Here is an 11,942-nt window from a genome sequence, read left to right as displayed (position 1 = left end):
CAGCCTTTTTAAGCAAATCCGGACCGCGCGCTGGCATGCTCTCGCCCATCGACCGGGAACATAATCCCGGCGGGGAGACCAAGCCGTGAGGCGTCAAACATCAACAGGTGGACCGGACTCCGCCGGGTCGAGCCGCGCTCTGCGGCTCGACCCTCTCTCACTGCCCGTCAGTTTCGCCGCGCGCGACAGCCGCGCCGACGGCGGCGTCCGGCAGATCGAACTTCATCGCGAACGCGTGACGCTGCATCGCGCCGTCCATGGCATGCAGATGACGATCAGCGTGCGCGTCAGCGAATTCGCCGGCGTCACGGTGCGCGACACCGCCGACGGGCGAGCGCTCGTTCTGCTTCACCGCGATCCGTCGCTCGCCATTCCCCTTCTGGTGACCGATGACACCGCTGAGCGTGACGCCGCATGGCAGGCCTGGAGCGAGATCCTCGCACTTCCGCAACTCGTCGACGACAGACGCGATCCGGCGCCGCGCCGGCGGCGATGCAATGCGATCAGTGAACGGCGCCCGAGCTTCCTGCTGCGGCGGCGTGCCGGCAACCTGCTCGGGCCTGTGGCTGTCTATCGCGGCGAACGCGAGATCATCGCGCGGAATTAGTTGGAGCATGATCCCGAAAAGCGGAAAACGGTTTTCGGATAAGATCATGCTCGATCAAATATAAAGCTAGTGACTGGTTCAACGCGGTCGAATCTGATTCTAGAACCCGGCCGCCGCAAGCAACGCGCTCGTCAATAAACCCGCGAACAACAACAGCCCGGCATCGCGGTTGGATTTGAAAATCCGCAGGCAGAGACGGGAATCGCCGATGTCGATCCGTACGACCTGCCAGGCGAGATGCGCGGCAAAAGCCGCAAGGCCGATCCATGCCGGCCATCGCGCGTCGGCCAGATGCATCGCGACGCCGATGAAGGCGACGGCAAGTCCGTAGAAGATCGCAAGCGCCGGACGGGTACGTTCGCCGAACAGCAACGCCGTCGACTTGATGCCGATCAACGCATCGTCTTCCGCGTCCTGGTGCGCATAGATCGTGTCATAGCCGATCACCCATGCGATCGAGCCCGCATACAGCGCCAGCGCGGCCGCATCGATGCGGCCCAGCAGCACCGCGAATCCCATCAACGCGCCCCACGAAAAGGCGAGGCCGAGCACGACCTGCGGCCAATAGGTGACGCGCTTCATGAAGGGATAGATCGCGACGATCAAGAGCGAGGCAATTCCGGTCGCGATGGCGAAGCGGTTGAACTGGAGCAGCACCACCAATCCCGCGAGCGCCTGCGCCACGAGGAAGATCGCTGCATGCGCCACCGTCACCTGTCCCGCGGGTATCGGACGCGACCGCGTACGCTCAACGCGCGCGTCAAGATCGCGATCGGTGATGTCGTTCCAGGTGCAGCCCGCGCCGCGCATCGCGAAGGCGCCGATGAAAAACAGCACGATGGTCAGAGGAAGCCGGCTTGCGTCACCGGCGACGCCCGCGGCCAGCGCCGCCGACCACCAGCATGGCAACAGCAGCAGCCAGGACCCGATCGGCCGGTCGAGCCGCGACAGCCTCAGATAGGGACGCGCCCAAAGCGGCGCGCGCGTGTCGACCCAGTTGCCGGCCGAGTCCGCGACGCGTGCCGCCGCGTCGCTCATCAGTGGCTCGTCATCGGGTGAGAACGTTGCCGTTCAAGGTGTCGAACGTGCTGCCACCCTTCTTCGGCGTGGTGGCTTCCGGCATTCCGCCGGAGGCCGAACCCAGAACCTCGCTCAGGCTCGGCCCGGCGGGACCGCGCATCCTTGCCTGCTTGGCCACGTCGCAAACCTTCTGATGCATGGCTTCCGTGGCCTTGTGGTTGGCGCGCATCTGCGCTCCGACGTTGTCGGGAATTCCGCACTTCTGGGAATTCTTGTCGACGAAATTGAGCATTTTGACTTCCGCCTGCGCATATTGCCCGATCAGCTTGCACGCTTCATCGGGCGGCGCATGACGGGCGCCGGCAGCCTGGATCAGCTTGCCGCGTTTCTCGGCCGCTTCGCGCAGCGGCATGAATTCCTTCATGCAGTCGGCGCCACCGGGCGGGCCGGCCTGCTGGCGCGGAGCCCCGAATCCACCCACCGGAGCGGCGCCACCGGAGGGAAACGCAGCAGGCGCGCCGACGGTCGCCGACGTGGCGCCATTGACCGGGGGAAATGCGGAATCCTGGGGCGGCGCGGAGGGCCGTTGCGCAGGTGCGCCGTTGACGGGCGGGAACGCCGGGTCATTGACCGTCCCGGTCGCGCTGCTGGGCAATGGCGCAGGAAACGGGCTCTGGCCGGGCGCTTCGGTGACGCCGATGGCAAACACCGCAAGCGTCAATGGAACGATCAGGCGTGGGGCGATCACAGCACTTCTCCGGCAAGGTCAACGATTCGCGACGTCTTTCGCGACAAATGCAAAGAACGGCCTTCCATGATTCCCACACTTTTACGATTGCAGACGATTCCTAACAACCCGACGAATCGGGCAACAGCGCGACGCATGGCCGCGCCGATCGAGATCGGAACATCCGGACTAATGTTCGCCCCCCACCGTTTGAGAGGCCGATCATGTTGGTCTATAGGATTTTCAAGCGACGAGGTAACAGGTTCGCATGAAGAAACCGCCAAAGAAAGCGGGCCCCTGCAGGATTTCACTTTCAGTCATGCCCCTTTAGTCATGCCCGACATGGACTTTCGCAGTCCCCGGCTCTACGTCGACGCGCTGCTTGCCGCCGGCGACCGGGTTCCGCTCGACCGCGATCAGGCCAATTATCTCGGCAATGTGCTGCGCCTCGGCTCGGGTGCGAAGGTGCTGGTCTTCAACGGTCGCGACGGCGAGTGGCAGGCCGCGATTGCAGGCCGCAAACGTCTGGAACATCTGGATATCGTCGCCGCGACCAGGGCTCAGGACCGCCTGCCCGACCTGCATTACGTCTTCGCGCCGCTGAAACACGCCCGGCTCGACTACATGGTCCAGAAGGCGGTGGAAATGGGAGCCTGCGCGCTGCAGCCAGTTCTGACCCGCTTCACCCAGGTGAGCCGGGTCAACGGCGAGCGGATGCGCGCCAATGTCATCGAGGCCGCCGAGCAATGCGGCATCCTCAGCCTGGCCAGGGTCGAGGAACCGGTCACCCTTGCGCGCTGGCTCGACGCACGCGCGCCGGAACGCCTGCTGGTATTCTGCGACGAGGTCGCGCCGGTCGCCAATCCGGCGGCGGCGCTTGCGCCGATGGGCAGCGCCGCACAGGGCGTCGATGTCCTGGTCGGACCGGAAGGCGGCTTCGCCGAGGACGAGCGGGCAAATCTGCTCGGCCAGCCCCATACGCTGCGGCTGTCGCTGGGCCCGCGGATTCTGCGCGCCGATACCGCCGCAGTCGCGGTTCTGGCCCTGGTCCAGACCGTGCTGGGCGACTGGACACAGTCCGAAAAACACGCGACTCGTTAAGCCACTTCCGGAATCATGGTCGAAACCGTCATCCGGCCATGCTAGAGCCTTTCCGCTTCTGATGGAATCAGAAGCCGGCTCTATGATTTTGATTTGACGCGTTTTCTTGACGCGAACCGGTCCACTTCGCTCGAAAACGCTATAAGGGCCTGCCCGAAAACACCTTGGAACTCATGGCTTTCGATATGAGCCGCAGCGCGGAAAATCCTACAACCCGATCGCCGCCCTGGGCGGATGGGCTGCTGTCGTCATTCGCCCAGGCCGGCTACGTCAAGGCGGAGCCCGCGATCCTGCAGCCGGCCGAGCCGTTTCTGGACCTTTCGGGAGAGGACATCCGCAAAAGCCTCTATCTGACCTCGGACGCGGGCGGCGAGGAACTCTGCCTGCGTCCCGACCTGACCATCCCGGTGGCGCGGGACTACCTCGGCTCGAAAAGGGCCGGCCAGCCGGCCGGGTTCTGCTATCTCGGCCCGGTCTTCCGCTATCGCGCGGGGCGGCCGAGCGAGTTCCTGCAAGCCGGAATCGAATCGTTCGGCCGGCAGGATCGCGCCGCCGCCGACGCCGAGATGCTTGCGCTCGGTCTGGAAGCGGCCGCGGCCTTCGGCATCAGCGACGTGGAGATCCGCACCGGCGATGTCGCGCTGTTCACCGCCCTGATCGATGCGCTCGACCTCTATCCGGTCTGGCGGCGACGGCTGATGAAGGATTTCAACCGCAAGGTCAGCCTCGCGCAGGATATCGAGCGGCTGACGCTTGCGACCGGCCCCGGCCACAACGAATACGAAGGCGTGCTGGCGGCGCTGGCGGGGTCCGACCGCAAGGCGGCGCTGGCGCTGGTGACCGACATGATGTCGATCGCGGGCGCGTCCATTGTCGGCGGCCGCACCCTCGACGAGATCGCCGACCGCTTCCTCGAACAATCCACGCTGAAGAGCGGTGCATTGCCGCGCGACGCGCTGACCATCCTCAAGCGCTTTCTGGCGATATCGGGCGATCCCGACGATGCGCTCGGCCAGTTGCGCGCCCTCGCCTCCGACGCCGGCCTCAACATCGACGCCGCGATCGATCAGGTCGAAAGCCGCACAGGCTTCATGGCCGCGCGCGGCATCGAACCTCGAAGAATCAGTTTCGCCACCGCGTTCGGCCGCGGCGTGGATTACTACACGGGTTTCGAATTCGAACTGCAGCGCAAGGGCGGCGGCGACGGGCCGCTGATTGCCGGTGGCCGTTACGACGGTCTGATGACGCAACTGGGCGCAACGACGCCGATCCCTGCAGTCGGCTTCTCGATCTGGATCGAGGCGGTGACGAAGTGCGCGAACGTATCCTCCACGAGCCGCACCGGCGGGAACGCGTCATGACCGCACCTCTCGTTCTGGCCGTGCCTTCGAAGGGCCGCCTGCAGGAAAACGCCGAAGCCTTTTTCGCTCGCGCCGGACTGACGCTGGCGAAACCGGGCGGCGTGCGCGACTATCGCGGCACTATCGTCCAGCTCGACAACGTCGAGATCGCCTATCTCTCCGCGAGCGAGATCGCCGCGCAACTCGCGCGTGGCTCGGTGCATCTCGGCGTCACCGGCGAAGACCTGATCCGCGAAAGCATCGTCGATGCCGACAGGCGCGTGGCGCTGATCAACGGTCTCGGCTTCGGCAGCGCCAACGTGGTCGTCGCGGTGCCGCAATCCTGGATCGACGTGCGCACCATCGCCGACCTCGACGACGTGGCGACCGGCTTTCGTGCGCAACACAACCGGCGGATGCGCGTCGCGACCAAATACATCAACCTGACCCGCGCCTTCTTCGCCTCGCACGGCGTGGTCGACTACCGCATCGTCGAGAGCGCAGGCGCCACGGAAGGCGCCCCCGCGGTGGGCACCGCCGAGATGATCGTCGATATCACGACGACTGGGGCGACGCTTGCCGCCAACGGCCTCAAGGTGCTGGACGACGGCGTCATCCTGCGCAGCCAGGCCAACCTGGTCGCCTCGCGCGATGCCGACTGGTCGAACGGCGCGCGCGAAACGGCGCGGATCATTTTCGACCACATCGCGGCGCGCGCCCGCGCCAGCCAGTATCGCGAGGTGCGGACGCGATTCAAAGGTTGCGATGCAGCGCTGCTCACCGAGGCGCAGGATCGCTTCGGCGCGGTCTCGCCGTTCGGCGGACCGACGTCTTCCGGCATGATCACGCTGCACTGCCCGCCGGACCGGCTCTATGCGCTCGGCAGCTTTTTGCGTCAGCACGGCGCCGAAACGGTGTCGATTGCATCGCTGGACTATGTCTTCGATCGCGAGAACCCGCTATTCGCAAAACTGGACGCATTCCTGCGGAAGTAGACCGTGCGGCCGCCCGTTGAAGCGCGCGGCCGCGCTCACTACCATAGGAAGATTGACCACGCCGGACCCAAGCGATGACGCCAACGCCGAGCCTTCCCGGTCTGCCTTCGGACGCGGCCGCCGCGGTCGCGCAGGGTCTGTCGATCGTGATTCCCATTTACAACGAGGCCGCCGGGCTGCAGCAGCTTCACGAACGCCTCGGCGCGCTGGCGGCAAAGCTGAGGCAGCGTTTCGGTCTCGCCTGCGAGGTGGTCTACATCGACGACGGCTCGACCGACGGCACGCTGAACGTCGCCCGCGCGCTGCCGGCCGACGCGCTGGACGTGCAGGTGCTGTCGCTGTCGCGCAACTTCGGCAAGGAAGCCGCGTTGCTGGCAGGACTGGACCACGCCCGGCGCGGCGCGCTGCTGTTCATGGATGGCGACGGCCAGCATTCCCCCGACCTCGTGGAGCGGTTGGTGGATCACTGGATCAACGGCGGCTATGACGTCATCTACACGGCGAAGGCGCACCGGACGAACGAGTCGCTGCTGCGCCGGATCGGCGTGCACAGCTTCTACGCGATCATCAACTGGGGCGCGCGCCAGCGGATCCCCGAGGACGCCGGCGACTTCCGCCTGCTGTCGCCCCGCGCCGCCGCCGCGCTGCGCCAGATGCCCGAGCGCAACCGCTTCTTCAAGGGGCTGGCAAGCTGGATCGGCTTCCGCCAGTTCCGCGTCGACTACGAGCCCGACGTCCGCACCCACGGCATGTCCACGTTCAATGCGGCGCGGCTGCTCGGCCTGTCGATCGAGGGACTGACCTCGTTCTCGGTGGCGCCGCTGCGGCTGGCCAGCCTGCTCGGCCTGCTGCTCGCATTCGCGGCCTTCCTGTTCGGCCTGTCGATCCTGTGGGAAACTTGGGTCGATGGCGAAACGGTCCCCGGCTATCCATCCCTGGTGGTCGGCCTCATGACCCTCGGCGGCGTGCAACTCCTGATGATCGGCATCATGGGCGAATACATCGGCAAGATCCTTTCCGAACTGAAGGCGCGGCCGATTTACTTCGTCGCCGAACACAGCGTGAAGCAGGCCGACAGCGAACCATCCGCCGGCGAGCCGCACCGGACCGCCGCCGAATGAACGGCAACCAACCGCAGCGGCGAATCCGGCTCTGCGCTGACGATTACGGCATCAGTCCCGGCGTCAACCGGGCGATCCGCGATCTGATCGAGCGCGAGCGCGTCAATGCGACATCGGTGATGGTGGTCGGTCCCGCCGCCGGACGCGAAGAGGTCGGGATACTGGAGGCGGCCGTCGCCCATAATCCGCATTGCCTCATCGGCCTGCATGTCACCCTGACCGCGCCGTTTCATCCGCTCACCCTGCATTACCGGCCGCTTCAGGGCGGACTGTTTCCGCCACTTTCGAAGATGCTGCGCGCAAGCCTGTCGCGCCGGCTCGAGCCCGAGATGATTTTCGACGAGGTCAAGGCGCAGATCGCGGCGTTTGCCGAGCGGTTCGGCCGCGCGCCCGACTACGTCGACGGGCATCAGCACGTGCAGATTTTCCCGCAGGTGCGCGGCGCCTTCCTGTCGGCGGTCAAAAACGCCGCCCCCGGCGCGTGGGTGCGCCAGTGCGGCCGCCGCCGACCGCTGGCGCGGCGGTTCGGTATGCCGAAGGCGCTGCTTCTCGATGTCTTGAGCGCCGGCTTTCGCCGCCAGGCCGTGCGCGCCGGCGTCCGCTTCAATCCGGCATTCGCCGGCGCCTACGATTTCACCACGCCCGACTTCGGCGCGCTGATGCAGGACTTTCTCGGCGGCTCGCCGGACGACGGCCTGATCATGTGCCATCCCGGCTTTGTCGACGACACGCTGATCGCGCTCGATCCCGTAACCGACCAGCGGGAGCGGGAATATGCGTTCCTGTCCGGGGACGGCTTTCGCGACATGCTGGCGGCGAATCGGGTGACACTGGGCTGATTCACCCGACCGCAAGCCCCGCCTCAATTGTCGCACACTGAAATTTAATCGGCCGCGATACTGTTTGCGACACAAAGCGCTCCTACATCCCCATCCGCCACCTTATCGGGAGAGCGCCATGACGCCGCAAGAACGCCAGTTGGTTGACGACCTCTTCACCCGCCTCGCCGGCGTCGAGAACGCGCCACGCGATCAGACCGCCGCCGCCGCCATCGCCGAGGGCCTGCGGCGGGCGCCCAATGCTCTGTACACGCTGGTCCAGACGGTTCTGGTTCAGGATGAAGCCCTCAAGCGCGCCAACGACCGCATCCAGCAACTGGAGAGCGGCGGCGCTGCCGATCAGGCCCCTGCAGGCGGGTTCCTGGATCAGATGCGCGATACCGTTTTTGGCAAATCGCGCGGTTCGGTTCCGAACGTACAACCTCCGCCCACGCCGTCGAGCCAGCCGGCCTGGAACACCGGACAGGTGCTGCAGCAGGCCGAACAGCCTGGGCGCTACAATCAGGGACCTGCCGGTCAGCCCCCTGCCGGTCAACCCTATGGCACGCCCCCGCCGCAGCCGGGCGGCGGTTCGTTTCTCGGAACGGCGGCGGCGGCGGCTGCGGGTGCGGTGGGCGGCGGTCTGCTTCTGAACAGCATCCGCTCCATGATGGGCGGCCCCGCCCATGCCAGCAGCTTCGGAGACGCGGGCGGACTTGGCTCGCGCAGCCCATGGGGCGGCGGCGATCAGTCGGGAAGCAATCTGGCGCGCGACGCCGGCGTCGGTGATATCGGGTCACAACACGACGCCACGTCGCAAACCAGTTCGTTCGACCAGGCCCAGGCGGATGCCGATCAGGACCAGGATCAGGACCAGGACGACGCCGACGAGATGGATATGGATTCGGACGAGTTCGCCGACTTCGACGACGGCGACGATTACGCCTGAGGTCTCCGAAGTCCCGCGACGACAAAACGGCCGCCCACGGGCGGCCGTTTCTGTTTTGGGCAACGTCCCTGCGTCAGATCACGACCACCTTGGCGCCGACGTGAACGCGACCGTAAAGATCAATCACGTCCTCATTGCGCATCCGGATGCATCCGGACGACACGTTGGTGCCGATCGTCCAGGGTTCGTTGGAGCCGTGGATGCGGTAGAGCGAGGAGCCGAGATACATGGCGCGGGCGCCCAGCGGATTCTGCGGCCCGCCTTCCATGTGGCGCGGCAAATCCGGACGACGCTTGAGCATTTCCGCCGGCGGCGTCCAGTCCGGCCATTCCTTCTTGGCCGTGACCGTCTTGACGCCGGCCCAGAGGAAGCCCGGCTTGCCGACGCCGACCCCGTAGCGTAGCGCCCTGCCGTCGCCCTGCACGAGATAGAGAAACTTGCTCGACGTGTCGATAACGATGGTGCCGGCGGCTTCCTTGCCGTGATAATCGACGAGCTGCTTCTCGAATTTCGGATCGAACGCGGGATGCGCGGCCTCGCTTGCGTCCTGCTCCGGCATAAGCTGCGGCTGCGGCGCATAGAGCGGGCGCGTATCATACGGCTGCTGCTGGTAATGCGATCCTTGCTGCTGTCCGTCGCCGAACAGAAACTCGATGAACCCGCCGCCCATGTTGTTGCTGCCCATGTTGGACCGCTCGGCATAGGCCACGTGCTGCTCGGCCGGCTGCGGCGCGGACTGATCGGCATAAACCACCACAGGCTCGGTAAAGAACCTGGCTTGCGGTTCTCTCGCAAAGGTTTGCTGAACGCCAAGGCCAGCAAGCGACACGCCCGCGAGGAGCGCGAAGAATAGTTTTTTGAACATCGACGTACTCTGTACTGTTTCGCCGTGGGCGGGTCGCCATGTGAGCGCCCGATAACGCGTCTTGCACGCGAGCAAATTAAAATCAAAACCGCATCGGTTTGGTAAACAGAACCGGCGTTTCGATTCACCACGTCCTCAATGCCACGAGGTTTTGTGCGGTAGCGTTTATTTTCGATGAACGGGCTTTCGACGTGTTAATCGCCGGCCGGAGACAACGGATGGACCACGGTTCCCCGCGTGAACCCGTCGTTAAACCACGTCGGTATACAACGGATGATATAGCGTGACGGATTGATTTAGAGCTGGGGAATCTGATGGCTGTTCAACGCAAGCGCTTCCGCGTCGAGGAGATTTTGAATGCCGGCGCGCCCGTAATCGCAGCCACCGAACATGTGGAGACGTCAATGCCGGTACATCGCGAGATCATGGCGGAGTTGCAGGCGATCCGCCAACAGATGGGGGCTTCACGCCGCAATGGCGCGGGCGAAGCGGCTGCGGCCGACACCGAGGTCAGCCGCGAGGTCGCCGATGCTCAGGCTGTGCTGCAGACCTATCGCGCGCAGATCGAACAGTGCGAAAAGCTGAAGACCGAGCTCGATCTGATCTACGACGCCATCACCCGCACCAAGCAGGAAATCGCCGTTCTTCACGGCAAGAGCTTCAGCGGCGACGAGATGTCGAAGGTGACCGACGAACTTGGCGCCGTGGTGGGCGGCACCGAGCAGGCGACGCAACGGATTCTGGAGGCCGCCGAGGCGATCGACCAGTCGGCCAGCGCCCTGACGAAGTCTGCGTCGCCGGAACAGACACAGTTGCAGAGCGAGGAAATCCAGGAGCGCGTGATCGCGATTTTCGAGGCCTGCAACTTCCAGGATCTCACCGGGCAACGCATCGCCAAGGTGATGAGCACCATGAAGTTCATCGAACATCACATCAACGTCATGATGGACATCTGGGGCGGCGTCGACGCCATCCGCGCTCATGCTCCGCCGATCATCGATGATCGCGTCGGCGATGCCAAGCTTCTGAACGGTCCGAAGCTCGACGGCGACGAGGGACACGCCTCTCAGGACGATATCGACGCGTTGTTCGGCTAGCGCTTTCTCGCTTCTGATGGAATCAGAAGCGAGACTCCATGATTTATTTTGTTGCGTTGTCTTGCAGCGAACCACGAAAACGCCATGGCCGATACCGGATCGGCGATTGGCAGGTTCAGGCCGTGTCCGTGAAATCGCAACCGGCGATCAACGCTGCGGCGCGCAGCGGACATACACCATGTTGCCGTAGCGGGTCGCCGCATCGGGGTCGATGAAGCGGGTGATGAGGACGCGGCCGTCGAAAGAAACGATCTCGCGATCTTTCGCGCCGCCCGCCGGTCCCTCCGGACCGATATAGTTCTTGCCGCTCTGGCTGCCTTTCAACCGCAATTCCTGCGGCTTCGCCTCGTCGGCGAGATGCATGATCACGCCACCGTTGCCGCCTGCGCCGATCACGTAGGGATTCCGGCATTGCGCCTTGGCTGCGGCTTCGGTCCGCGCCCGGTCGTTCGGATTCTGGTAGGACGCAAGACCCCAGCGCCCCACGAGTTCGTCGGCGCGGATCGTTGCCGGAATTTCGGGCTCGACGGCCGGTTGCGGTGGCTGCGCCGGCTGGGTCGACAGTCCGATCGATCCGATCGATCCGCATCCGCCGACAAACATCGCAAGGGCCGCAGCCGCCCCAAGGTTCAAAGCCGCGCGTCCGCCGTCTGATCTGACCATCGTCTATTCCCCGACCGAATTCCCGACCGCCACCCAAAGCAGCCAGACCCTGAAAAATGTTGCCGCGGCGATCCGTACCCCGCGATCGCAGAGACGCCACGACTTGGTTTGCACTATCCTACACGCCCCTCACCAACGGCTTAAGGGCGCTTGCTTGACAGCATGGCTGCCAAGCCATATTCCCCGCCAACGATTAGCACTCTCGGAACATGATTGCCAAAGATACGACTCGCTCGCGCGCTGCGGATCTCGGCGCATGCAATCCGACGATGGCAATTCAGAGTCCTGCGAACCCCCGGAGGAGCCGCCATGGCTAAAACCAAATTTCGTCCGCTGCATGACCGTGTTGTGGTCAAACGCATCGATGCCGATGAAAAAACCAAGGGCGGCATCATCATTCCCGACACCGCCCGGGAGAAGCCCTCGCAAGGCGAAGTCGTGGCTGTCGGTCCGGGCGGCCGCGACGAGGCCGGCAAGCTGGTTCCCATCGACATCAAGGTCGGGGACAAAGTGCTGTTCGGCAAGTGGTCGGGCACCGAGATCAAGCTCGACGGCCAGGACCTCCTCATCATGAAGGAGTCCGATATCATGGGCGTTTTGAGCTAAGCACGATCCGGCTTCCTGCACCAAGCGTCTTCA

At 64.7% G+C, this 11,942-nt stretch carries 13 protein-coding genes; 9 read left to right on the top strand and 4 right to left on the bottom strand.

Annotation, left to right across the window (positions count from 1 at the left end; all coding sequences use genetic code 11):
- Positions 1–85: 85 nt before the first annotated feature.
- Positions 86–607, top strand: a complete 522-nt coding sequence (locus tag ACS3WB_RS11065; protein ID WP_438275609.1) for a DUF6101 family protein — start codon at positions 86–88, stop codon at positions 605–607.
- A gap of 99 nt (positions 608–706) precedes the next feature.
- Here the strand turns inward: ACS3WB_RS11065 and ubiA are convergent, their stop codons facing one another.
- Both ubiA and ACS3WB_RS11055 read right to left on the bottom strand, forming a co-directional pair.
- Positions 707–1,645: a 4-hydroxybenzoate octaprenyltransferase gene (ubiA, locus tag ACS3WB_RS11060; protein ID WP_438275608.1), complete on the bottom strand. Its 939-nt coding sequence runs from the start codon at positions 1,643–1,645 to the stop codon at positions 707–709.
- A gap of 10 nt (positions 1,646–1,655) precedes the next feature.
- Positions 1,656–2,372 carry a hypothetical protein gene (locus tag ACS3WB_RS11055; protein ID WP_438275615.1) on the bottom strand — a complete coding sequence of 239 codons (717 nt, stop codon included), beginning with the start codon at positions 2,370–2,372 and terminating at the stop codon, positions 1,656–1,658.
- A 315-nt stretch (positions 2,373–2,687) separates the two neighbouring features.
- On the opposite strand from ACS3WB_RS11055, the gene ACS3WB_RS11050 reads away from it, so the two are divergent.
- The 6 genes from ACS3WB_RS11050 to ACS3WB_RS11025 all read left to right on the top strand — a co-directional run bounded on the left by ACS3WB_RS11050 (position 2,688) and on the right by ACS3WB_RS11025 (position 8,678).
- The gene (locus ACS3WB_RS11050) at positions 2,688–3,455 is read left to right on the top strand and encodes a 16S rRNA (uracil(1498)-N(3))-methyltransferase (RefSeq protein WP_438275607.1); all 768 of its coding nucleotides are present in this window, start codon (positions 2,688–2,690) and stop codon (positions 3,453–3,455) included.
- 173 nt (positions 3,456–3,628) lie between these two features.
- On the top strand, positions 3,629–4,816 hold the full coding sequence (locus ACS3WB_RS11045; protein WP_438275606.1) for an ATP phosphoribosyltransferase regulatory subunit: 1,188 nt from the start codon (positions 3,629–3,631) through the stop codon (positions 4,814–4,816).
- On the top strand, positions 4,813–5,790 hold the full coding sequence (hisG, locus tag ACS3WB_RS11040; protein ID WP_438275605.1) for an ATP phosphoribosyltransferase: 978 nt from the start codon (positions 4,813–4,815) through the stop codon (positions 5,788–5,790). The genes ACS3WB_RS11045 and hisG overlap by 4 nt, the downstream gene beginning before the upstream one ends.
- Positions 5,791–5,864: 74 nt before the next feature.
- The gene (locus ACS3WB_RS11035) at positions 5,865–6,911 is read left to right on the top strand and encodes a glycosyltransferase family 2 protein (protein ID WP_438275604.1); all 1,047 of its coding nucleotides are present in this window, start codon (positions 5,865–5,867) and stop codon (positions 6,909–6,911) included.
- Positions 6,908–7,750, top strand: a complete 843-nt coding sequence (locus tag ACS3WB_RS11030; protein WP_438275603.1) for a ChbG/HpnK family deacetylase — start codon at positions 6,908–6,910, stop codon at positions 7,748–7,750. The genes ACS3WB_RS11035 and ACS3WB_RS11030 overlap by 4 nt, the downstream gene beginning before the upstream one ends.
- A gap of 118 nt (positions 7,751–7,868) precedes the next feature.
- Positions 7,869–8,678: a DUF2076 domain-containing protein gene (locus ACS3WB_RS11025; RefSeq protein ID WP_438275602.1), complete on the top strand. Its 810-nt coding sequence runs from the start codon at positions 7,869–7,871 to the stop codon at positions 8,676–8,678.
- Between the two features lie 73 nt (positions 8,679–8,751).
- Here ACS3WB_RS11025 and ACS3WB_RS11020 read toward each other — a convergent pair whose 3' ends face one another.
- Positions 8,752–9,543: a L,D-transpeptidase gene (locus ACS3WB_RS11020; protein ID WP_438275601.1), complete on the bottom strand. Its 792-nt coding sequence runs from the start codon at positions 9,541–9,543 to the stop codon at positions 8,752–8,754.
- A 314-nt stretch (positions 9,544–9,857) separates the two neighbouring features.
- Here ACS3WB_RS11020 and ACS3WB_RS11015 point away from each other — a divergent pair, with 314 nt between their 5' ends.
- The gene (locus ACS3WB_RS11015) at positions 9,858–10,640 is read left to right on the top strand and encodes a protein phosphatase CheZ (RefSeq protein ID WP_438275600.1); all 783 of its coding nucleotides are present in this window, start codon (positions 9,858–9,860) and stop codon (positions 10,638–10,640) included.
- A gap of 147 nt (positions 10,641–10,787) precedes the next feature.
- Here the strand turns inward: ACS3WB_RS11015 and ACS3WB_RS11010 are convergent, their stop codons facing one another.
- Positions 10,788–11,303: a hypothetical protein gene (locus ACS3WB_RS11010; protein ID WP_438275599.1), complete on the bottom strand. Its 516-nt coding sequence runs from the start codon at positions 11,301–11,303 to the stop codon at positions 10,788–10,790.
- A 309-nt stretch (positions 11,304–11,612) separates the two neighbouring features.
- Here ACS3WB_RS11010 and ACS3WB_RS11005 point away from each other — a divergent pair, with 309 nt between their 5' ends.
- A complete protein-coding gene (locus tag ACS3WB_RS11005; RefSeq protein ID WP_438275598.1) occupies positions 11,613–11,909 on the top strand; it encodes a co-chaperone GroES in 297 nt (98 codons plus the stop codon).
- The last annotated feature ends 33 nt before the right edge of the window (positions 11,910–11,942 follow it).

It is taken from the genome of Nitrobacter sp. (assembly GCF_051535215.1).
GTDB lineage: Bacteria > Pseudomonadota > Alphaproteobacteria > Rhizobiales > Xanthobacteraceae > Nitrobacter.
Note: the sequence above shows the minus strand (reverse complement) of the source record. Positions and strands in the feature narration are given on the sequence as shown.

Bases quoted from the DNA above. Each gene is read 5' to 3' on its own strand.
- ACS3WB_RS11005 (WP_438275598.1), top strand. From the start codon at position 11,613: ATGGCTAAAACCAAATTTCGTCCGCTGCATGACCGTGTTGTGGTCAAA.
- ubiA (WP_438275608.1), bottom strand. From the start codon at position 1,645: ATGAGCGACGCGGCGGCACGCGTCGCGGACTCGGCCGGCAACTGGGTC.
- hisG (WP_438275605.1), top strand. From the start codon at position 4,813: ATGACCGCACCTCTCGTTCTGGCCGTGCCTTCGAAGGGCCGCCTGCAG.
- ACS3WB_RS11010 (WP_438275599.1), bottom strand. From the start codon at position 11,303: ATGGTCAGATCAGACGGCGGACGCGCGGCTTTGAACCTTGGGGCGGCT.
- ACS3WB_RS11035 (WP_438275604.1), top strand. From the start codon at position 5,865: ATGACGCCAACGCCGAGCCTTCCCGGTCTGCCTTCGGACGCGGCCGCC.
- ACS3WB_RS11020 (WP_438275601.1), bottom strand. From the start codon at position 9,543: ATGTTCAAAAAACTATTCTTCGCGCTCCTCGCGGGCGTGTCGCTTGCT.
- ACS3WB_RS11015 (WP_438275600.1), top strand. From the start codon at position 9,858: ATGGCTGTTCAACGCAAGCGCTTCCGCGTCGAGGAGATTTTGAATGCC.
- ACS3WB_RS11025 (WP_438275602.1), top strand. From the start codon at position 7,869: ATGACGCCGCAAGAACGCCAGTTGGTTGACGACCTCTTCACCCGCCTC.
- ACS3WB_RS11045 (WP_438275606.1), top strand. From the start codon at position 3,629: ATGGCTTTCGATATGAGCCGCAGCGCGGAAAATCCTACAACCCGATCG.
- ACS3WB_RS11030 (WP_438275603.1), top strand. From the start codon at position 6,908: ATGAACGGCAACCAACCGCAGCGGCGAATCCGGCTCTGCGCTGACGAT.
- ACS3WB_RS11050 (WP_438275607.1), top strand. From the start codon at position 2,688: ATGCCCGACATGGACTTTCGCAGTCCCCGGCTCTACGTCGACGCGCTG.